The following is a 19,680-nucleotide window of genomic DNA, read 5'->3' as shown; positions in this document are numbered from 1 at the left end:
GCCCCCACCAGCCGGATGTGCCCGCGCTCGCACATCCGCGCCGCCAGCCGTCCGAGCGTCTCCCGCTGCCGTACGTCGAGATCCCGGTCCAGGCCGTCGGCGAGAACGGTCAGCGTCTGAAGCGCCTCGGGCACCTCCCCCGCCGTGTCGACCTCCAGCACACCCGGCCCGGTGAGCAGCACCAGAGCGAGGGCCAGGTACCTCAACTCCCCGTCCCCCAGCAGTCCGAGAGGCGTCCGCAGCCCGTCGCCCCGGTCGAGCAGCGCCCGAACCGTCGGCACCGCCCCCGCGCCCGTCCCGCCGGATGACACCTGCTGGGCCAGCACGTCGACGACCCGTCCCGCACATCCCTCCCGTACCGCCGCGACGAGCTGCCCGTGCCGCCGCGCGCACTCCGACCGCGTACGCCACAGCACCTCGGCGAGGTTGCCGCAGCCTCGGAGCAGTCGCCCCGCGCCGAGCGGCACGGCGGCGCGCATATGCCGGGGAGCCGGGTCGCAGGCGAAGACGGACCGCAGGGCGACCACCATCTGCTCGGCGGCGGCGAGGACCTGGCGCTGGCCGTCCGTCTTGCCGGCCACACGCAGGGGCAGCAGGGCGGTGCCGAGCCGGTCGTCCGGGAGCGGGGCCCGGGTCACGGGGGACGAGCCCGCCGTGTGCCAGGCCGCCTGCACGGTGGGGCGGCTCGGGTCGCGCAGGGCCGTCTCCAGCAGGGTCACGCCGTCGGCCGTCAACCGCTCGCCCACGATACGGAGTTCGGGCTCGGCCTGCACGGCGAGGTCGAGCCGTGCGACTCCGGCGGGTCCTGCGACCGTACAGCCGATGCGGAAGCCGCGCCGCCGCTGGGCGTCGGGCCGCGCCCGCTCGGGAACGCAGGCACCGGGATCCGGGAACACCTCGCCCAGCGGCGCCCCGCCGCCCAGTCGCGCCAGTGCCTCGTACGCCCGCAGTGCGCTGCTCTTGCCGCTGCCGCTCGGCCCCGCGAAGAGGGTCAGCGGCCCGAGTGGGAACTCCGTGCGCCGGTGTGCGGCGAACGCGGAGAGCCGCAGCGCGGTGACACTCGGCCGGTCCGGGCGGGCGGCGACATCCACGGCGACCTGGGTGTCCATGGAGGGCACAGCGTCCATGGAGGGCACAGCGTCCACGGCGGTCCTCTGGAATGGCACGGTCATATGCGGACCGTAAGCATCCGCAAACGTGCCGAACCGTTCCGCCCGAGGGACCTTCCTACGATCGGGGGATCAGCAGGTCAAGGCGGCGGCGCCGTGCTCTTGCGTACGACGAGTCGCGTGGGCACGAGCGTGGTGCCGTGTTCGGTCCTCTCGTGGTGCATCTGCCGCAGCACGCCCTCGACGCAGAGCCGGCCCACCTCGGCGAAGTCCTGGTGGACGGTGGTCAGGGGCGGCATGAAGGAGCCGGACTCGGGGATGTCGTCGAAGCCGATGACGCTGACGTCGTCCGGTACCTTCCGGCCCTGTTCGTGCAGGGCGCGCAGCAGGCCGAGCGCCATCTGGTCGTTGGCGGCGAAGATCGCCGTGCAGTCGGGTCTGCGGGCGAGTTCGAGTCCGGCTTCGTAGCCGGAGGCGGCCGACCAGTCGCCCCGTACGGGAGGCGGTGGTGTGCGTCCGGCCGCGGTGAGTTCGGTGCGCCAGGCGTGGGCGCGGCGCTGCGCTGCGTAGGACTCCTCGGGACCGGCCAGGTGCCAGACCGTGCGGTGGCCGAGGTCGAGCAGATGGCGCACGGCGGTTCGGCTGCCGCCCGCCTGGTCGGTGTCGACCACGGTGTAGCGGTCGCCGGCGTCCGAGTCGGCGACGACGACCTGGACGTGCGGCGGGAGGGAGAGCGCCACCGCGTCGAGCAGGTGCACCTCCAGGATGACGATGACGGCGTCGACGGCCAGTTCCCCCAGCCGGGAGAACGCGCCGCGCACCTCGTCCTGGGTGGGGACCGCGACGGGCAGGAGCGTGACGGCGTAGCCCTCGTGGGCCGCGGAGGTGGCGATCGCCTCCAGGGTGCGGACGTTGCCCGTGGTGGAGAGGCCGAAGGTGATGACCCCGATGGTGCGGAACTCGCCGCGTTTGAGCGCCCGTGCGGCGCTGTTGGGCCGGTAGCCCAGCTCCTTCATGGCCGCGAGGACCTGTTGCCGGGTCTCTTCGTTCACGCCCGCATAGCCGTTGGAGACCCTGGAGACGGTCTGGGAGGAGACGCCGGCCAGCCGGGCGACGTCCGCCATGGAAGCACTCTGAGTGCGGCGGGCGGCCCGTTTCCTGGTACGCGCTCGTGCCCGTGGCATGCTCGCCGGGGTGCCGTCAGCAGTGTCCACCGGTCTCCCTCGCTTCTCGGGGCGCAGTTTCCGCTGGCGACCCTTGACCACCGTCATCGGGGCAGTGTAGACATTCCGCCATCAGATGTTTACGTAAACATAACACCCTGAGGGTCTTCTGCAGAGCGGGATGTTTGCGTACACATCGGGCGGCGCACAACGCCGGTTCCGAGATGGACGAACGAGGAACGACATGACGACGCTACAACCGCCGGCGGCCGCAGATCGGCGGCCGGCCAGGCCTCCGGCGAAACGGGACCGCCGTTCCTGGACTGGATGGGGGTTCATCGGCCCCTTCGTGGCGGTCTTCGCCCTTGTCTTCCTGGCTCCCATCGCCTACTCGATCTATCTGAGCCTCTTCCGGGACCAGCTGATCGGCGGCAACCAGTTCGTCGGCCTGGACAACTACACCCAGGCCCTCGAGGACGACCGGTTCTGGGACTCCCTCATCCGGGTCTCGCTCTTCCTCGTCGTCCAGGTGCCGATCATGCTGGGCATCGCCCTGCTCATCGCTCTCGCCCTGGACAGCGGGCGGCTGTACGGCAAGAGCTTCTTCCGGATCACGATCTTCCTGCCGTACGCGGTACCCGCCGTGGTCGCCACCCTGATGTGGGGCTTCATGTACGGCACCCGCTACGGCCTGGTCGGCGACATCAACGAAGCCTTCGGTGTCACCCTGCCCAACCCGCTTTCGACCGATCTGGTCCTGGCGTCGATCGGCAACATCGTCACCTGGGAGTTCGTCGGCTACAACATGCTGATCTTCTACTCTGCGCTGCGGGTCATCCCGCACTCGCTCTACGAGGCCGCGGAGATCGACGGCGCCGGACAGTTCCGCGTCATCACCGCCATCAAGCTCCCCGCCATCCGCGGTGCCCTCGTCATCGCGACGATCTTCTCGATCATCGGCAGCTTCCAGCTCTTCAACGAGCCGAACATCCTGCGGCAGTTGGCGCGCAACGCCATCACGACGGACTACACGCCGAACTTCTACACATACTCGCTGTCCTTCAACGGCCAGCAGCAGAACTACTCCGCGGCGGTCGCCATCATCATGGGGCTGATCACCATGGTGATCGCCTACATCGTGCAGCTTCGCGGCATGCGCAAGGGAGCGTGACCCGATGAGCACCCCTCTCACCGCCGCCGCCCAGTCCCCGGCCGCTCCGGCCACCGGCGCGGGCAAGGGCACCCCCCGGCTGCGTACGCCCCGCAAGAAGCACACCCCCGGGCGCCCCAAGCGCAGTGTGCTGCTGACCGTGCTCACCGGCCTGATGCTGCTCTACACCGTGGTGCCGCTGATCTGGCTGGTCATCAGTGCCACCAAGACCCAGGAAGGGCTGGCCGACTCGTCCGGGCTGTGGTTCGCCGACGACTTCGCCCTGTGGTCCAACATCAGCGACACGTTCGCGTACAACGACGGCATCTTCACCCGCTGGCTGCTGAACACCCTGCTGTACGTCGTCCTCGGTGCCGGCGGCGCCACCTTCCTGGCGATCCTGGGCGGCTATGCACTGGCGAAGTTCGACTTCCCCGGCAAGCGCGGCGTCTTCGCCACGGTCATCGGTGCCGTCGCCGTCCCGGGCACCGCGCTCGCGGTGCCGACCTTCCTGATGTTCAGCAAGATGGGGCTGACCGACACCCCGTGGGCGGTGATCCTGCCCTCGCTCGTCTCGCCCTTCGGCCTGTATCTGATGTGGGTCTTCGCCACCGAGGCCATCCCCACCGAACTGATGGAGGCCGCCCGTGTGGACGGAGCGAGCGAGGCGCGCACCTTCTTCCAGGTCGCCCTGCCGCTGCTCGCCCCCGGCATCGTGACCGTCCTGTTGTTCACCACGGTCGCGACGTGGAACAACTACTTCCTGCCGTTGATCATGCTCAAGGACCCGGACTGGTATCCCCTGACTCTGGGGCTGAGTGCCTGGAACTCCCAGGCCGAGACGATCGGCGGTGACGTGATCTTCAACCTGGTGATCACCGGTTCGCTGCTCACCATCGTGCCGCTGATCGCCGCGTTCCTGCTGCTGCAGAAGTACTGGCAGTCCGGGCTCGCCGCCGGAAGCGTCAAGGAGTAGCCCTCCCCGAAGGCCCCACGCCCCACGCAACTTCACGCATTTCACCCTCGCCCTGTCCCACCCACGAAGAAGTGGAAGCACCTCCATGCGCAGAACAACCAGCCGCCTGCTGCGCGGCATAGCCCTCGTCTCCGCCCTGGCTCTCGGCGCGACCGCCTGCGGCGACTCCGACGACAGCTCCGGCGGGGAGCCGGTCTCCGCCAACGACATCGACGCGGCCCTGAAGAAGGGCGGCACGGTCACGGTCTGGGCCTGGGAACCGACGCTCAAGTCGGTCGCCGCCGACTTCGAGAAGAAGTACCCCAAGGTCAAGATCAACCTCGTCGGCGAGCGGTCGGGCGACAAGCACTACACGGCCCTGACGAACGCCATCTCGGCCGAGAAGGGCGTCCCCGACGTCGCGCAGGTCGAGTACTTCGCGCTGAGCCAGTACGCCCTCACCAAGGGCCTCTCCGACCTGACGCCCTACGGCGCCGACAAGCTGAAGTCCAAGTACACCCCGGGTCCGTGGAACGCGGTGAGCGAGGGTGACGCCGTCTACGGCCTGCCGATGGACTCCGGTCCGATGGCGATGTTCTACAACAAGAAGGTCTTCGACAAGCACAAGATCGCTGTGCCCACCACCTGGGACGAGTACGTCGAGGCGGCCCGCAAGCTGAACAAGGCCGACCCGAAGTCGTTCATCGCCGCCGACGCCGGTGACGCGGGCGGCACCACCAGCATGCTGTGGCAGGCCGGTTCACGTCCCTACAAGGTCGACGGCACCAAGGTGAAGATCGACTTCTCGGACGCGGGCGCCAAGAAGTACACCGACACCTGGCAGCCGCTCATCGACGAGAAGCTCCTCGCGCCCATCACCGGCTGGACCGACGACTGGTACAAGGGCCTGGGCGACGGCACCATCGCCACCCTGGTCACCGGCGCCTGGATGCCCGCCAACTTCGTCACCGGTGTGCCGAACGCCTCCGGTGACTGGCGCGCGGCCCCGATGCCGGCCTGGACCAAGGGCGACAAGGCGAGCGCGGAGAACGGCGGCAGCTCCCTGACCCTGCCCACGCTGGGCAAGAACAAGGAACTCGCCTACGCCTTCACCGAGTACGCGAACTCCGGTGAGGGTGTGAAGACCCGCATCGACGAGGGCGCCTTCCCGGCGACCAACGCGGAACTCCAGTCTCCGGAGTTCCAGAACAAGGAGTTCGAGTACTTCGGCGGGCAGAAGGCCAACGAGATCTTCGCCGAGTCCGCGGCCAACGTCTCCGCCGACTGGTCGTACCTGCCCTTCCAGCAGTACGCCAACTCGATCTTCAACGACACCGTCGGCAAGGCGTACGTCTCGAACACCAAGCTGTCCGCGGGTCTGAAGTCCTGGCAGGACGCCTCCGTCAAGTACGGCGAGGAGCAGGGCTTCACCGTCGAGTAGCAAGCAGGAACGAAGGCCTGACTGCCGCCCCGTGCGACACACCGGAAGGACCACCATGACCGCCACCCGCCTGACCCGCCTGCTGAGCGGGCCGGACGGTGACTCTCCCCGCCTCGGCTACGGCGCCGACTACAACCCCGAGCAGTGGTCTCGTGAGGTGTGGGAGGAGGACGTACGGCTGATGCGCGAAGCCGGCGTCACCGTCGTCTCCGTGGGGATCTTCTCCTGGGCCCGCATCCAGCCGGCCCCGGACGAGTGGGACTTCACCTGGCTCGACGAGGTCATGGACCTGTTGCACGAGGGCGGCATCGGCGTCGACCTGGCCACCGCCACCGCCTCCCCGCCGCCCTGGCTCACCACGGCCCACCCGGAGATCCTCCCGGTGACCGCCACCGGTGAGACGGTGTGGCCGGGGGCGCGGCAGCACTGGCGCCCCACCTCGCCCGTCTTCCGCGACCACGCCCTGCGGCTGGTACGGGAGATGGCGGCCCGTTACGCGAACCACCCGGCGCTGGTGGCCTGGCACATCTCCAACGAGCTGGGCTGCCACAACATCTACGACTACTCCGACGACGCGGCCCGCGCCTTCCGCGACTGGCTGCGCGCCCGCTACACCACCCTGGAGGGGCTCAACCACGCCTGGGGCACGGCGTTCTGGTCCCAGCGCTACAGCGGCTGGGAGCAGATCCTGCCGCCCCGGCTGGCCGCCTCCCACCCCAACCCCACGCAGCAACTGGACTTCAAGCGCTTCTCGTCGGACGCGCTGAAGGACTACCTGCGCGCGGAGCGCGACGTCCTCCGGCAGATCACGCCCGACGTCCCCGTCACCACCAACTTCATGGTGATGAACGGCACCAAGGGCATGAACTACCCGGACTGGGCGGACGAGATCGACTTCGTCTCCAACGACCACTACGTCCACCCCGGTCCCCAGGACCGGGACGAGCTGTCCTTCTCCGCCAACCTGACCAGCGGAATCGCCGGCGGACGGCCCTGGTTCCTCATGGAGCACTCCACCAGCGCCGTCAACTGGCAGCCCGTCAACGTGGCCAAGAGGCCCGGCGACCTGGCCCGCGACTCGCTGCTGCACGTCGCGCACGGCGCCGACGCCGTGTGCTACTTCCAGTGGCGGCAGTCCTCGGCCGGCGCCGAGAAGTACCACTCGGCGATGGTTCCGCACGCCGGGGAGGACAGCGACCTCTTCCGCGCGGTGGTGGCCCTCGGCGACACCCTCAAGGCCCTGGCGCCCGTCGCGGGGAGCGAACGCGAGCCCGCCCCGGTGGGCATCGTCTACGACTGGGAGTCGTGGTGGGCGAGCGAGCAGGACTCGCACCCCACCTCTCTGCTCGACTACCGCCAGGAAGCGCTCGACTGGTACTCCGCTCTCCTCGCCCTCGGTGTCCGTGCCGACATCGTCACCACCCGCGCCGACCTGGACCGCCACCGGGTGCTGATCGCGCCCGTGCTGCACGTCGTCCCCGCCGAGCTGGCCAAGGACCTCACCCGGTACGCCGAGAACGGCGGCCACCTGATCACCACGTACTTCTCCGGAGTCGTCGACGAGAACGACCACGTCTGGCTCGGCGGCTACCCGGGCGCGCTGCGTGAACTGCTCGGCATCCGGATCGAGGAGTTCGGGCCGCTGCTCGACGGTGAGAGCGTCGAGCTGGACGGCGCCGGTACGGGCTCGCTGTGGACCGACCGGATCACCGTCACCGAGCCGGAGGTCGAGGTGCTGGCCCGCTACCGCACCGGTGCGTACGCCGACCGCCCCGCCGTCACCCGCCGCCCCGCCGGCCGGGGTTCGGCCGCGTACGTCTCCACCCGGCTCGGCCCTGAGGGGCTGGCCGGACTGCTGCCGGGGCTGCTCGCCGCGGCGGGTGTCGGCAGCGAGCTGCCCGCCGAGGCACAAGGGCGCGTCGAGCTCGCCGTACGCCGTGACGCCGACAGCCGCTATCTGTTCCTGGTCAACCGCACCGACGAGACGGTGCCGCTGCCCGGACTCGCCGGGGAGCTGCTGACCGGCCGTCCGGCCGACGCCGACACCCTGGTTCTGCCGCCCCGGGAAGTCGCCGTACTGCGACAGCCCGCCGACTGAACCCCACCCTCGACTCCTCGGACCGCACCGCACCCGTCCGAGGGCCATCCCTCCTGCCCGACGGGCGGGAGGACGAGCACAGCTACCACCACCGCAGTTGGGAGCACTTGATGGCACGCCGTACCCGCAGCAGACGGCTCCTCGGAGCCGCCGGCCTCACCGCACTGGCCACCGGGGCCGCCCTGGTCTCCGCCCCGTCGTCCACGGCACAGGTCGCGGCAGCGGACACCCCCACCGTCACCGTCCGGCCCGACCCCTCCTACAAGCACGACAAGTTCGAGGGCTGGGGAACCAGCCTCGTCTGGTTCGCGAACGCCACCGGCGACTATCCGCCCGCGATACGGGAGAAGCTGGCGAAGCTCCTCTTCGACGACAGCGGACTCGCCCTGAACATCGCCCGCTACAACATCGGCGGCGGCAACGCCCCGGACGTCAAGGACTATCTGCGCGCCGGCGGCGCCGTCGAGGGCTGGTGGAAGGCCCCGGAGGGCACCACCCGCGAGGACACCGACTGGTGGGACGCCGAGGACAAGGCCGACTGGAACCCGAAGGCCGACGCCACCCAGCGCTGGTGGGTGGACCGGATCAAGAAGGACATCACCCACTGGGAGACGTTCAGCAACTCGCCGCCCTGGTTCATGACGGAAAGCGGCTACGTCTCCGGTGGCTTCGACTCCAAGACCGACCAGCTGAAGCCCGAGTCCGTCGAGGACTTCGCGAAGTACCTGGTGGGCGCCACTGAGCGCCTTGAGAAGGCCCACAAGATCGACGTCGACACCCTCGACCCGTTCAACGAGCCGAACACCGACTACTGGGGCACCAAGCTGGGACCCGACGGCGAGCCCGTCGGCGGTCGTCAGGAAGGCGCCCACATGGGCCCCGAACTCCAGCAGAAGGTGCTCCGCGCGCTGGCCCCGGTCCTGGACAAGTCCCGTACCGACGCGGAGATCTCCGCGATGGACGAGACCAACCCGAGCACCTTCACGCAGAACTGGCTCAGCTACCCGCAGGAGGTGCGCGACCTCGTCGACCAGATGAACGTCCACACCTACGGCACCGGCGGCCGCACCAGCGCGCGCGACCTCGCCAAGGCCGAGGACAAGCCGCTGTGGATGAGCGAGGTCGAGGGCGACTGGGGCGACGGCCAGAGCTTCACGGACATGCGTCCCGGCCTGGGCCTGGCCCAGCGCATGGTCGACGACCTGCGCGAACTCGAGCCGAGCGCCTGGGTGTTCTGGCAGCCGGTCGAGGACTACGACAACATGAAGCCCGGCGGGGAGTCCGCGAAGGGCGGCAACTGGGGCAGCATCCAGCTCCCGTTCAGCTGCACCTCCAAGGACACCCTGGAGAGCTGCCCGATCTACACGAACACGAAGTTCGACACCGCCCGGAACTTCACGCACTACATCAAGCCCGGTGACCGGCTGATCCAGGTGAACGACACCTCCAGCGCCGCCGCCGTCTCCAAGAAGGGTGACGGGGCGACCGTCGTCCACGTCAACGACACCACCGAGGCCCGTACGGTCACCGTCGACCTGTCCAAGTTCGGCCACGTCAGCGGCAAGGCGACCGTCACCCCCGTGGTGACCAGCACCGACGACAAGCTGGAGAAGCACCGGCCGGTCAAGGTCAGTGACCGGAAGGCCACCTTCACGGTGCCCGCCCAGTCGGTGACCTCCTTCCTCGTCAAGGGCGTCTCGGGCGTCGCGAAGGACGCCGCGCTGCTCCAGAAGGGGCACACGTACGAGCTGACCGGCGTGCAGAGCGGCAAGGCGCTGACCGTCGCCGACAACGGCACCAGCCTGGTCATCAGGTCGGCCGCCGCGGAGGCGGCCGGACAGCGGTGGCAGCTGCGGCAGATCAGCGGTGACACGGGCAACCGGCAGCGGTACGTCTTCACCAACCCGGTGGAGGGCAAGCGCCTCGCTGTACGGGATGGCGCCCCGGTCCTCGAGCCCGACAGCGGCCGACGCGACAAGGCCACCCAGTGGATCATGTCGACGACCGGTGACGGCACCTTCACCCTCGTCAACGCCGCCACCGGCAGGCTCCTGGAGGTCGGCGGACAGTCCACCCAGGAAGGGGCGGCCGTCACGCTGTGGACGCCGAACTCCGGCTCCAACCAGCGCTGGAAGGTCACCGACGTGACCGAGTGACCGAGTGACCGACGAGCACGTGGTCGAGGCTCGATTACGACTCTGGCTCCGCCATCCCTTCCCGGGACGGCGGAGCCAGAGTGTTTTACGGCTCAGCTTTTCGGCTTGGCTTTACGGCTCAGGCCCCGGGAACCCCCGCCCCCTCCATCAGCCCGGCCACCTCGGTGCCCGGCGGCGTCAGCAGGAACACGTTCCGCTCGACCCGGTGCATCCCGCTCGCAAGACCGAAGACCACGCCCGTACTGAAGTCCAGTACGCGCTTGGCGACGTCCGGCTCGGCGCCGGTGAGGTCGAGAAGGACCGGAACGCCGGCCATCAGAGTCTCGGCGACCTCGCGGGCGTCCCCGAAGACATTGACCCGGAGCACGACGAAACGGCGGCGCGGTTCGGTGTCCACCTCGGGGATCGACCGGTGGTCGACCGCCGACGGCCAGGCGTCGCGGCCTCGCAGCGGGACGACCTGGGCGAGCCCCTCCCACTGTTCATCGGTGACGTCGTAGCCGTTCACCGGATACCCCCGACCTGACTCGCACTGATTTCCTGCACCGGGCAATTCTTGCGCACAGTCACCCGTTCGGCCCAACAGCGACACGGTCCGCGACGCGTCTCACACCACGACGACCGTCGTCTCCGTCGCCTTGATGCTCGTCCATACGGACTCCCCGTCCGCGAGGCCGAGTTCGGCGGCGGCCTGCGGGGTGATCTCCGCGACCACGTCCGGCGCCCGGTCGGAGGTGATCAGTACGCGCAGCCTGCTGCCGGTGGCGGTGATCTCGCGGACGGTCCCCGGCCAGACGTTGCGGGGGCTGCCGCTGGGCCGGTCCCGGTGGACGGCGACCGCTTCGGGGGCGATGATCGCGAGGACTTCCGCGCCCGGGGTCAGCGGGTCCGCGACCACGAACAGGCCGCCTCCGTCGGCGAGTTCGAGCCCTTCGGCGGTCGCCGTGCCGGGCCAGGCGTTGCGGCCGAGCATGCGGGCCACCCACGGGGAGCGCGGATGCCGGGTGACCTCGGCGGGCGGGGCGTCCTGGACGGCGCGGCCGTCGTCGAGTACGAGGACACGGTCCGCGAGCGACACCGCCTCGACCGGGTCATGGGTGACGATCAGGCAGACTCCGCCGAAGCCGTCGAGGTGACGGCGCAGGGTGTGCCGTACCTGCGCGCGGGTGGTCTGGTCGAGCGCCGCCAGCGGCTCGTCGAGGAGCAGGAGCCGGGGGCGTACGGCCAATGCCCTGGCCAGGGCGACCCGTCCGGCCTGGCCGCCGGAGATCTGGGACGGTTTACGGTGCGCGAGGTGGCCCACGCCGAGCCGGTCGAGCCACTCCTGTGCCGTGCGGCGGGCCTCGGCGCGCGGCACGCCGTGGGCGCGCGGGCCGTACGCCGTGTTGGCGAGCACGGTGAGGTGCGGGAACAGCGCGCCGTCCTGCGGAACCCAGGCGACTCCCCTGCGGTGCGGGGGCAGTGCGGTGACATCGGTGTCGCCGAGGCGCAGCTCGGCGTGGGCCCGCGGAGTCAGGCCGAGCAGGGCCCGCAGCAGGGTGGTCTTGCCCGCGCCGTTGGGGCCGACGACGGCGATGGTGGTGCCCGGCTCGGCGTCCAGGACGAGCTGGTTGAAACCGGTGACCTCGGCGTGCAGGGACCAGCGTTCGTCGTCCGAGGCCTCTTTGTACGAGGCGTGGGGATCGGGATTGTCGGCCGGTGAACTCCCCTCGTCCACCGGCGACTTGGGCGCGTACGTACGCGTGCTGCCCGGCGTACCCGTGAAGCGCCCGCGCAGGGCGACGAGGACCGCCATCGCGATGGCGAGCAGCAGCAGCGAGACGGAGGTCGCGGCCTCCGGGTTGTCCTGGAGCAGCAGGTACACCTGGAGGGGCAGGGTCTGGGTGGTGCCCGGAAGGTTGCCCGCGAAGGTGATGGTGGCGCCGAACTCACCGAGGGCGCGGGCCCAGGTCAGCGCGGCTCCCGCGACGAGCCCGGGGGCCACCATGGGCAGCGTCACCGTGCGGAACACCCGTACCGGCGAGGCGCCCAGCGAGGCGGCGGTCTCCTCGTAGCGCGGCCGGAGCCCGGCGATCGCCCCTTCGAGGCTGATCACCAGGAAGGGCATCGCGACGAACGTGGCGGCGAGGACCGCGCCCGAGGTGTGGAACGGCAGCGTGATGCCGAACGTGTCCTCCAGCCAGGGCCCGAGCAGCCCGCGCCGGCCGAAGGCGAGCAGCAGCGCGACACCGCCCACGGTGGGCGGCAGCACCATCGGCAGCAGGACGAGCGAGCGGACGAAGGCCTTGCCGGGGAACGGCACGCGCGCCAGCAGCCAGGCCAGCGGGACGCCGAGCACGAGCGAAAGGCCCAGCGACCAGAAGGAGACGACCATCGAGAGCTTCAGCGCCTCGCTGGTGCCCGGGCTGCTCAGGTGGTCGCCCAGGTCGCCCCAGTCGGTACGGGCGAGGATGCCGGCCAGCGGGAGGAGCAGGAAGGCGATGGCGAGCAGGGCGGGGAGGGCCAGCGGGAGGGGCGTACGGAAGCCGCCGCGGGTGCGCTTGATCCCGTTCATGGCTGGTTACGGCTCATCTTTGGTCACGGCTCATCACTGGTTACGGCTTCTCGAAGCCCGCGTCGCGGAGGATCTTCTGGGCTTCCGGCGAGGACAGCCACTTCACGAAGGCCGCGGCTGCCGTGGAGTCGTGCGACTCCTTCAGGGTGGCCGCGGGGTAGGAGGCGATGGCGTTCTGGTCGTCGGGGATCGTGATCGCGTCGGTCTTGTCCGTCGCCGTGGCCGCGTCGGTCTTGTAGACGATGCCCGCGTCCGCCTCGCCGAGTTCGACCTTGCTGAGCACCGCGCGGACGTTGGCCTCCTCGGAGACCGGCTTCACGGTGATCTTCTCGGCGTCGAGCACCTGCCTGCTGTAGCGGCCGACGGGTACCTCGGGGGCGGCGAGCACGACCTTCAGCTTGCTGTCGGCCAGGTCCTCAAGGCTGTCGATCTTCTTCGGGTTGCCCGCGCCGACGGCGATGACGAGGCGGTTCCTGGCGATCACGGTCGGCGTGCCGGTGTCGGCCTTCAGCCCGTCCATCGTCCTGGTGTCGGCGGTGACGAGCGCGTCGGCGGGGGCGCCCTGCTCGACCTGCGCGGCCAGTTCCTGGGACCCGGCGAAGGAGAAGGTCACCTTCGTACCCGGGTGCTCCTTCTCGTACGCCGCGCCCGCGGTCCTGAAGACGTCGGTCAGGGAGGAAGCGGCGAGCACGGTGAGGTCCGCCGCCTCCGAAGCCCCGCTGGTCTGCTCGGTGTCGTCGTTGCCACAGGCGCCGAGCGAGCCGAGCAGGGCGGCCGTGAGTGCGGCGGCTGCGGCGCGGCGCCCGGTGCGGGTGCGAGCGAGGGCGGGGGCGAGGGCGAGGGACATGCGGTGGTGCTCCTCGGGGCTGGAAGGCGCGGTCGACGGCTGATCGGGCACGGTCGACTGGTGATCAGGCACGGTCGATGTGCACGTTGGTCGACTTCACACGGGCGGTGGCCCGCATACCGACCTCGAGACCCAGCTCCTCGACCGCTTCCCGGGTCAGCAGGGAGACCAGGCGGTGCGGGCCCGCCTGTATCTCGACCTGGGCCGCTACGTCGCCGAGCTTCACGGCGGTGACAATGCCGGGGAACGCGTTGCGGGCCGAGGTGTACGGGTGTTCGTCCTCGTCGGTGCCGCTCTGCGCGACCTCGACGGAGAAGGCGGCCAGATCACGGCCGTCGATGAGGCGACGGCCGCCTTCGTCGCGGTGGGTCGCGACGCGCCCGGCGTCCGCCCAGCGGCGCGCCGTGTCGGCACTGACGCCGAGGAGACGGGCCGCCTGCCCGATGGTGTAGGACTGCATGTGCGCCACATTAAGCCGTATGGCCTCGCACCTGCAATGAACGAGCTGACTACTCCTGGCAGATGCGACCCATGCAAAGGTGCGTGTCGCCCCTGTCGCGCGGTGCCGCCCCTGCCGCCCCTGCGCCTGCCACCCCTGCTAGTCGATCAGCTCCAGGTCCGGCGGGACGAGCGTGGTGGACTCGACCAAGCCCCTCAGGAGGTTGTGCAGGAGGTTGTTGTCGTTGGGCGCTCCGGCCTCCTTGTCGTGGATCAGCGGGTAGGGGAAGCCTCCGTCATGGAGGCGCTGGCGGACCGCCTTGACCTTGTGCTCGATGCGGCGGTCGGTCCAGTTGTCGTCCGGGCGCAGGTACTCCAGCTGGGCGGCCGCCCGCCGGTAGGACAGGGGGCGCGGGCCGTCCTCGTACAGGAGGTAGTGCTGGCCAAGCACGACCAGCAGCAGGCGCTCGTCCTCGGCCAGTGGCCAGATGCGCGGCTTCACGGTGGGCGCCTGGCGGCGCGGTACGAGGCCGGGGGTGTCGTGGCCCGTCACGTACAGCTCGACCAGGTGTTCCCGATAGCCGGAGCCCTTCACGAACAGCGGGGTGTAGCCGGGCGCGAGGGGGATGGGTTCGGTGGTGATGTGCATCAGCCGGCCGTGCGGCAGGCGGACCAGCTGCTGGCCGGTGTTGCGCAGCCACCACTGGCTTGCCTGAAACGTGAGTTCGCCGTGCCGGCGGCTGACGCGCAGATCGTCCTCGCCCACCGCCAGGTCCACGTCCGGTTCCTCGCCGCGGCCGAAACGGATCGTCAGGCCCGGGCGCGGCGGGACCCTGATGCCGCCGGTGAGCGAGCGTGCGTGCAGGGTGCCGGGGCTGGCCTCGGCGACACCGCGCGCCAGACTCGCCGGGTGATCCATGGTGGGCCTCCATTTGCCTCTGCTGTCGGTGAATCGGTGAACGGGATGCGCGTGCCCCTCCGCCGCGCATCCCCGCGCCAGTGTGCCCCCGCCGATCCGGGACCGGTCCCCATCCTGAAAGCAGTCCACGGTGGCGATGGAACACAAGGCCGGTGCCCATGGCAACGGGCCACCGGGGATTCGCTAGTATCACGTCCATCAATCGTCAGGAATCCTGATGATTGAGATCAACAATGAACCGCATCGACTCAAACCTGTCGACTCAAACCTGTCGGCTCAGCCGCGACCGGCGACACAGTCCGACCGAACGGAGCCCGCATGTCCCTCTTGGCCCGGCCGGTGGTGGCCTCCTTTGCCGCCAAGGCCATGCAGCGGCTCCTCGCGCTGGCGAGCCGACGGGCCGGCGGGCCCGGTTCCGCGGCCTCGTGGCGCGCACGCCTTCCCGAGTTTCCGCGCGACACCCGCGAGCTGACGGTCCCGACCTCCATAGCCCCGGCCCAGGTCGTGGTGTACCTGCCCGGCTCCGGCGACGGTGCGCTCCCGCCTGACGGGGCACTCCCGCCGGTCCACGTCAACTTCCACGGCGGCGGGTACGTCCTGCCGGGGGCGGAGATGGACGACGCGCTGTGCCGTTACCTCGCCGCGGAGGCGGGCGTGGCCGTGGTCAACGTGGAGTACGTCGTCGCGCCGCAGCACCCGTTCCCGGCCCCGACCCGCCAGGCGTACGAGGTCGTCCAATGGGTGGCCGCGCACGGCGGAGAGCACGGCTGGGACGGCAGCCGCCTCACCGTGGGCGGCCAGAGCGCCGGAGGCGGGCTCGCGGCGGCGGTGGCCCGCCAGGCCCTCGAGGAGGACGGACCCGCGATCGCGCTCCAGGTCCTCCACTATCCGCCGCTCGACCTCGCGATGAGCGCCAAGGACAAGAAGGCCGCCATCGCCAAGCCGAAGCTGCGCCCGTGGATGGGCGAGGTCTTCGACAGCGCGTACGTGCCGGACTCGGGGCGGCGCGCCGATCGCCTGGTCTCTCCGGCCAACCCGGCGGACACCGCGGACCTCACGGGTATCGCCCCGGCGCTCGTGATCATCCCCGAGTACGACCTCCTCCGCGCGGAGGGCGAGCGCTACGCCGGACGCCTTGACAAGGCCGGCGCCCTCGTCGAGCAGCATCTCGTCCCCAAGGCCGACCACGGCTACGACCTCGATGACGCCGAGGCCGCCCGGCCGGTCTACGCCCTGATCGCGGAGCACGTACGGCGGGCCGCCGCGGGCGCGTGAAGAGACGTCAGTCGACCGGCGGTGTGCCGTGCGTGTGGAAGGACTCGATCGTCTTCAGGCCCCAGGCCTGGCCCTTGGCCCGCTCGGCCTGGGTCCAACTGATCAGCGGCCAGTCGGGGGCCAGGACGAGGCGGGTGAGCGGGTTGCACAGCTCGATGCGGTTGCCGCCCGGCTCGTAGACGTAGAGGAAGAACGTCTGCTGGATGGCGTGCTTGTGCGGCCCGGTCTCGATGAACACGTCGTTGTCGAGGCACAGATCGGCGGCGCGCAGGATGTCCTCGCGGCTGTCGGTGGCGAACGCGATGTGGTGCAGGCGTCCGCGCGAACCCGTCCAGTCCTCGGTGTAGACGATGTCGTACGACTTGTCGGTGAAGGTCAACCACTGGGCGGCCACCTCCCCGCTGTCGAGCACGATCTGCTCGGTGGGGCGGGCGCCGAGCACGTCGCGGGTGAAGGCGGCGTTCGAACCGACGTCGGCGGCAAGGAAGTTGACGTGGTCCAGGCGGCGCACGCCCACCCCCTGGCCGGGCTTGGCCTGGGGCTGGTTCTTCAGCCCCGGCTTCAGCTCGGGCGGCGCCTCGTACCACTCGCTCTCCCAGTACAGGGCGAGTTCGTGACCGTCGGGGTCGGTGGAGACGTACAGCGGGCCGATGCCGGGTTCGTCCTCGGCCCAGCGGCCCCCGCGTCCGGCGCTCTCCAGCTCCTTGACCCGCCGCTGGAGTGCCTCCTCGCTGGAGGCGCGCAGGGCCGTACGGCGCATCCCGGACGTCGAGTGGGCGGTGAGGGTCAGGCTGTGGTGCTCGTAGTCGTCCCAGGTCCGCAGGTGGACGGAGTCGCCGGAGCGGCCGTTCTCGGTCAGGCCGAGGATCTCGGTGAAGAAGCGGACGCTGCTGTCCAGGTCTGGGGTGAACAGTTCGACGTGCCCGAGGTGGGCGATGTCTCCGAGGGGCGGGGCCATGCGGGCCTCCTTACAGGTGGTGTGCGGCTCCGGCCGGCCGGGGGAAGACCGTGCCGTCGAAGATCTTCCGTGCGGTGCGTACGACAGCGGTACGGCGGGCCACGGGGGCGGCGCCCTCGGCCACGGGGGCGGCGCCCTCAGCTCCGTACTCGACGCCGGCCTCGATGTCCACGAACCCGGTGGGGTGCTCGATGCGCAGCCGCTCCCCCTCTGCCGGGAGACGGGCCACGTCCTGGCCGACGCCGCCCTCGATGCGCAGCCCGGCGGCGACACTCGCGGCGGCCAGGACACCGATGGAGGTGTGGCAGCGCACCGGGATGAAGGTGCGGGTCATGACCGCGCCGCCGTGCAGGGGCGCCGCCAGCAGGCTGACCTTGGGCACGGTGGTGCCCTCGACGTCGCCCAGGCCCATCAACGGGCCGGCCTCCAGACGGATTTCGCGGAGCCGGTCGGCCAGGGCCGGATCGCCCTCCAGGTCCTCGGGGTCCTCGTAGCCGGTGACCTTCAGGGAGGAGGCGGCGATCAGTACGGTCGGCATCCCGTTGTCCACGCAGGTCACCGGCGTACCGGCGATCGTGTCGCGGACCTTGCCGGTGGGCAGCAGCGGGCTGCCGCCCGGCGGGAACTCGATCACCACCGGCGCTGCGGTTCCCGGCACACCGGATATCTCGGCGGAGCCGGTGTAGTCGACACGCCCGCCCGGGGTGGGGAAGGTCGCGACGGCGAGGTCTCCGGTGTTGAGCATGCGGATCCGTACGGAGGTCTCACCGTCCGTCGGCGCGACGAGCCCTCGCTCGACGGCGAAGGGCCCTACCCCGGCGAGCAGGTTGCCGCAGTTCTGACGGTCGGACACCTCGGGCGTGTCGACGCCGACTTGGAGGAACAGGTAGTCGACGTCAGCCTCGGGACCGGCCGAGGCGGAGACCACGGCCACCTTGCTGGTCAGGGGGTGCGCCCCGCCGAGCCCGTCGATCTGGCGCGGATCAGGGCTGCCCATGACACGCGGCAACAGGTCGTCGCGTACGGCGGGGTCGGCGGGCAGGTCCTCGGCCAGGAAGTAGGCGCCCTTGGAGGTGCCGCCGCGCATGAGCATGCAGCGCACCTCCTCGGGCCGCCGACCGGTCACGACCCCGCCTCGTCGCGGGCGTAGCTGGGGTAGTCGGTGTGGTCGGCGTACGACCGGTACTGCACATCCAGGCGTACGAGGGTCTCCCGCAACCCGTACCGGTCCAGGCCGAGTTGGCCTTCGGCGAAGGCGGCCCGGGAGGCCTCCTCCTTGACCGTACGGGCGGCGGACGCCTCGATGGCCTCACCGGCTCGCTCGCGGGGCACGCACATCACTCCGTCGTCGTCGGCGAGGACGACGTCGCCGGGCCGGATGATCTGCCCGCCGATCGCGACCGGCACGTTGACCGAGCCGCCGGTCGCCTTCACGGTGCCCTGGGCGGAGACGGCGGCGGACCAGGCGGGGAAGCCCATCGCACGCAGTTCGGAGGTGTCGCGGATACCCGCGTTGACCACCACGCCGCGCACCCCGCGCTTCTGGAGCGCGGTGGCGAAAAGCTCGCCGAACATGCCGTCCGTGGACGGCGAGGTGGTGGTGACGACGAGGACGTCGCCCTCGCCGCACTGCTCGACCGCCGCGTGGATCATGAGGTTGTCGCCCGGCCGACTGAGCACGGTGACGGCCGTGCCGGCGATCCGTACGTCCTGCTGGATGGGGCGCAGGTCCGGGCCGAGGAGACCGGTGCGGCCGAGCGCCTCGTGCACGGTGGCCACGCCGTACGCCGACAGGGCGTCCACGTCCTTCTCGGCGGCCTTCGGGGGGTTGGTGACGATCACGCCGCTCATGCCAGCTCCCCCGTGACCTGCGGGTAGGGGCGCATGTACGCCTCGGCGCAAGTCCTGTGCGGCAGGCCGAGGTTGGGGCCTGCGTTGCGCTTGAGCTGGACGCCGCGGCGGACGGCGAGGTCGGTGTAGTAGTCCCACAGGTGCTGCTGCGCGGCCAGGCACTCCATGGCCCTGCGCTTGGTCTCCCAGACGTCGGTGATGTCGAGGAGGACCTCGGGTTTGAAGCCGCACATCTCGGGCTGGTGGGGCTCGAAGAAGAAGACCGGCGGGGCTCCGATGACCTCACCCTCGACCGGGTAGCCGATGGCCTGGGCGAGCACGCGTGCGTCCAGGGCCATACGGGCGGCTGCCGGGTGGTCGCCGTTGTACGGATCGTCGAGCGGGTGGGTCAGGACGATGTCGGGCTGCGTCTGCCGGTAGACGCCCACCAGTCGGTCGGTCAGCTCGGGGGTGGCGATCAGGGGGTAGTCGCCGGCGTCGAAGAAGACGATCTCCGCGCCGAGGATGGCCGCGGCCTTCTCGGCCTCCTCGCGGCGTATCTCCTTGATCTCCTCCAGCGACCTGCCCTCACGCCACGCCTTGGCGGACTCGCCGCGCTCGCCGAAGGTCAGGCACGCGATGGTCACGCGCTCGCCGCGGGAGGCGGCCAGGGCGATGGCTCCCCCGGCCCGCCACACGAAGTCCCCGGCGTGCGCGGTGATGACGAGAGTCGAGCGTGAGGGTGCGGACGCCTTCTCGTGCGTCATGGCTGGAATCTCCTTGCTGG

17 protein-coding genes are annotated in these 19,680 nt (G+C 70.4%); 6 read left to right on the top strand and 11 right to left on the bottom strand.

Features of this window, described 5'->3' with window-relative positions:
- Together G5C60_RS26330 and G5C60_RS26325 are read right to left on the bottom strand one after the other, a co-directional pair.
- Nucleotides 1–1,127, bottom strand: a 1,127-nt coding sequence (locus G5C60_RS26330; protein ID WP_241267081.1) for an ATP-binding protein, incomplete at its 3' end; no start/stop codon positions are given.
- Between the two features lie 122 nt (nucleotides 1,128–1,249).
- On the bottom strand, nucleotides 1,250–2,323 hold the full coding sequence (locus tag G5C60_RS26325) for a LacI family DNA-binding transcriptional regulator (RefSeq protein WP_420907413.1): 1,074 nt from the start codon (nucleotides 2,321–2,323) through the stop codon (nucleotides 1,250–1,252).
- A 193-nt stretch (nucleotides 2,324–2,516) separates the two neighbouring features.
- Here G5C60_RS26325 and G5C60_RS26320 point away from each other — a divergent pair, with 193 nt between their 5' ends.
- The 5 genes from G5C60_RS26320 to G5C60_RS26300 all read left to right on the top strand — a co-directional run bounded on the left by G5C60_RS26320 (nucleotide 2,517) and on the right by G5C60_RS26300 (nucleotide 10,072).
- Nucleotides 2,517–3,443 (top strand): carbohydrate ABC transporter permease, encoded by a 927-nt coding sequence (locus G5C60_RS26320; protein ID WP_165263398.1) that lies wholly within the window; start codon nucleotides 2,517–2,519, stop codon nucleotides 3,441–3,443.
- A gap of 4 nt (nucleotides 3,444–3,447) precedes the next feature.
- Nucleotides 3,448–4,398 (top strand): carbohydrate ABC transporter permease, encoded by a 951-nt coding sequence (locus G5C60_RS26315; RefSeq protein WP_165263397.1) that lies wholly within the window; start codon nucleotides 3,448–3,450, stop codon nucleotides 4,396–4,398.
- An 85-nt stretch (nucleotides 4,399–4,483) separates the two neighbouring features.
- Nucleotides 4,484–5,818, top strand: coding sequence for an ABC transporter substrate-binding protein (locus G5C60_RS26310; protein WP_165263396.1), 1,335 nt, complete (start codon nucleotides 4,484–4,486; stop codon nucleotides 5,816–5,818).
- Nucleotides 5,819–5,873: 55 nt separating this feature from the next.
- Nucleotides 5,874–7,916: a beta-galactosidase gene (locus G5C60_RS26305; protein WP_165263395.1), complete on the top strand. Its 2,043-nt coding sequence runs from the start codon at nucleotides 5,874–5,876 to the stop codon at nucleotides 7,914–7,916.
- 110 nt (nucleotides 7,917–8,026) lie between these two features.
- Entirely contained in the window at nucleotides 8,027–10,072 is a 2,046-nt protein-coding gene (locus G5C60_RS26300; protein ID WP_165263394.1) for an RICIN domain-containing protein, read from the top strand.
- Between the two features lie 118 nt (nucleotides 10,073–10,190).
- Here the strand turns inward: G5C60_RS26300 and G5C60_RS26295 are convergent, their stop codons facing one another.
- The 5 genes from G5C60_RS26295 to G5C60_RS26275 all read right to left on the bottom strand — a co-directional run bounded on the left by G5C60_RS26295 (nucleotide 10,191) and on the right by G5C60_RS26275 (nucleotide 14,830).
- Nucleotides 10,191–10,580 carry a cell division protein SepF gene (locus tag G5C60_RS26295; protein WP_338145927.1) on the bottom strand — a complete coding sequence of 130 codons (390 nt, stop codon included), beginning with the start codon at nucleotides 10,578–10,580 and terminating at the stop codon, nucleotides 10,191–10,193.
- Between the two features lie 99 nt (nucleotides 10,581–10,679).
- Nucleotides 10,680–12,626, bottom strand: a complete 1,947-nt coding sequence (locus tag G5C60_RS26290; RefSeq protein WP_165263392.1) for an ABC transporter permease — start codon at nucleotides 12,624–12,626, stop codon at nucleotides 10,680–10,682.
- Nucleotides 12,627–12,666: 40 nt separating this feature from the next.
- Nucleotides 12,667–13,473: a molybdate ABC transporter substrate-binding protein gene (modA, locus tag G5C60_RS26285; RefSeq protein ID WP_165263404.1), complete on the bottom strand. Its 807-nt coding sequence runs from the start codon at nucleotides 13,471–13,473 to the stop codon at nucleotides 12,667–12,669.
- Between the two features lie 64 nt (nucleotides 13,474–13,537).
- Entirely contained in the window at nucleotides 13,538–13,933 is a 396-nt protein-coding gene (locus tag G5C60_RS26280) for a TOBE domain-containing protein (RefSeq protein ID WP_165263391.1), read from the bottom strand.
- Between the two features lie 138 nt (nucleotides 13,934–14,071).
- Entirely contained in the window at nucleotides 14,072–14,830 is a 759-nt protein-coding gene (locus tag G5C60_RS26275) for an FHA domain-containing protein (protein ID WP_165263390.1), read from the bottom strand.
- 318 nt (nucleotides 14,831–15,148) lie between these two features.
- Here G5C60_RS26275 and G5C60_RS26270 point away from each other — a divergent pair, with 318 nt between their 5' ends.
- The gene (locus G5C60_RS26270; protein WP_165263389.1) at nucleotides 15,149–16,105 is read left to right on the top strand and encodes an alpha/beta hydrolase fold domain-containing protein; all 957 of its coding nucleotides are present in this window, start codon (nucleotides 15,149–15,151) and stop codon (nucleotides 16,103–16,105) included.
- Nucleotides 16,106–16,112: 7 nt separating this feature from the next.
- Here G5C60_RS26270 and G5C60_RS26265 read toward each other — a convergent pair whose 3' ends face one another.
- From G5C60_RS26265 to G5C60_RS26250, 4 genes are read right to left on the bottom strand one after another with little or no spacing between them, the layout of a single operon-like run.
- Nucleotides 16,113–17,063, bottom strand: a complete 951-nt coding sequence (locus tag G5C60_RS26265; RefSeq protein ID WP_165263388.1) for a catechol 2,3-dioxygenase — start codon at nucleotides 17,061–17,063, stop codon at nucleotides 16,113–16,115.
- A gap of 10 nt (nucleotides 17,064–17,073) precedes the next feature.
- The gene (locus tag G5C60_RS26260; RefSeq protein ID WP_338145926.1) at nucleotides 17,074–18,189 is read right to left on the bottom strand and encodes a 4-oxalomesaconate tautomerase; all 1,116 of its coding nucleotides are present in this window, start codon (nucleotides 18,187–18,189) and stop codon (nucleotides 17,074–17,076) included.
- On the bottom strand, nucleotides 18,186–18,914 hold the full coding sequence (locus tag G5C60_RS26255) for a 4-carboxy-4-hydroxy-2-oxoadipate aldolase/oxaloacetate decarboxylase (protein ID WP_165263387.1): 729 nt from the start codon (nucleotides 18,912–18,914) through the stop codon (nucleotides 18,186–18,188). Before G5C60_RS26255 ends, G5C60_RS26260 begins: the two co-directional genes overlap by 4 nt.
- Complete coding sequence (locus G5C60_RS26250; protein WP_165263386.1) at nucleotides 18,911–19,660, bottom strand: PIG-L deacetylase family protein; 750 nt, start codon at nucleotides 19,658–19,660, stop codon at nucleotides 18,911–18,913. The genes G5C60_RS26255 and G5C60_RS26250 overlap by 4 nt, the downstream gene beginning before the upstream one ends.
- Between the last annotated feature and the right edge of the window lie 20 nt (nucleotides 19,661–19,680).

Origin of the sequence: Streptomyces scabichelini, from assembly GCF_011045015.1 — a bacterium.
GTDB lineage: Bacteria > Actinomycetota > Actinomycetes > Streptomycetales > Streptomycetaceae > Streptomyces > Streptomyces scabichelini.
The sequence above is the reverse complement of the archived record's forward strand: the minus strand, read 5'-3'. Positions and strand labels throughout refer to the sequence as shown.

Excerpts from the sequence above, each read along its gene's own strand:
- G5C60_RS26320 (WP_165263398.1), top strand. The coding sequence starts at position 2,517 with ATGACGACGCTACAACCGCCGGCGGCCGCAGATCGGCGGCCGGCCAGG.
- G5C60_RS26315 (WP_165263397.1), top strand. The coding sequence starts at position 3,448 with ATGAGCACCCCTCTCACCGCCGCCGCCCAGTCCCCGGCCGCTCCGGCC.
- G5C60_RS26310 (WP_165263396.1), top strand. The coding sequence starts at position 4,484 with ATGCGCAGAACAACCAGCCGCCTGCTGCGCGGCATAGCCCTCGTCTCC.
- G5C60_RS26305 (WP_165263395.1), top strand. The coding sequence starts at position 5,874 with ATGACCGCCACCCGCCTGACCCGCCTGCTGAGCGGGCCGGACGGTGAC.
- G5C60_RS26300 (WP_165263394.1), top strand. The coding sequence starts at position 8,027 with ATGGCACGCCGTACCCGCAGCAGACGGCTCCTCGGAGCCGCCGGCCTC.
- G5C60_RS26290 (WP_165263392.1), bottom strand. The coding sequence starts at position 12,626 with ATGAACGGGATCAAGCGCACCCGCGGCGGCTTCCGTACGCCCCTCCCG.
- modA (WP_165263404.1), bottom strand. The coding sequence starts at position 13,473 with ATGTCCCTCGCCCTCGCCCCCGCCCTCGCTCGCACCCGCACCGGGCGC.
- G5C60_RS26280 (WP_165263391.1), bottom strand. The coding sequence starts at position 13,933 with ATGCAGTCCTACACCATCGGGCAGGCGGCCCGTCTCCTCGGCGTCAGT.
- G5C60_RS26275 (WP_165263390.1), bottom strand. The coding sequence starts at position 14,830 with ATGGATCACCCGGCGAGTCTGGCGCGCGGTGTCGCCGAGGCCAGCCCC.
- G5C60_RS26270 (WP_165263389.1), top strand. The coding sequence starts at position 15,149 with ATGTCCCTCTTGGCCCGGCCGGTGGTGGCCTCCTTTGCCGCCAAGGCC.
- G5C60_RS26265 (WP_165263388.1), bottom strand. The coding sequence starts at position 17,063 with ATGGCCCCGCCCCTCGGAGACATCGCCCACCTCGGGCACGTCGAACTG.
- G5C60_RS26255 (WP_165263387.1), bottom strand. The coding sequence starts at position 18,914 with ATGAGCGGCGTGATCGTCACCAACCCCCCGAAGGCCGCCGAGAAGGAC.
- G5C60_RS26250 (WP_165263386.1), bottom strand. The coding sequence starts at position 19,660 with ATGACGCACGAGAAGGCGTCCGCACCCTCACGCTCGACTCTCGTCATC.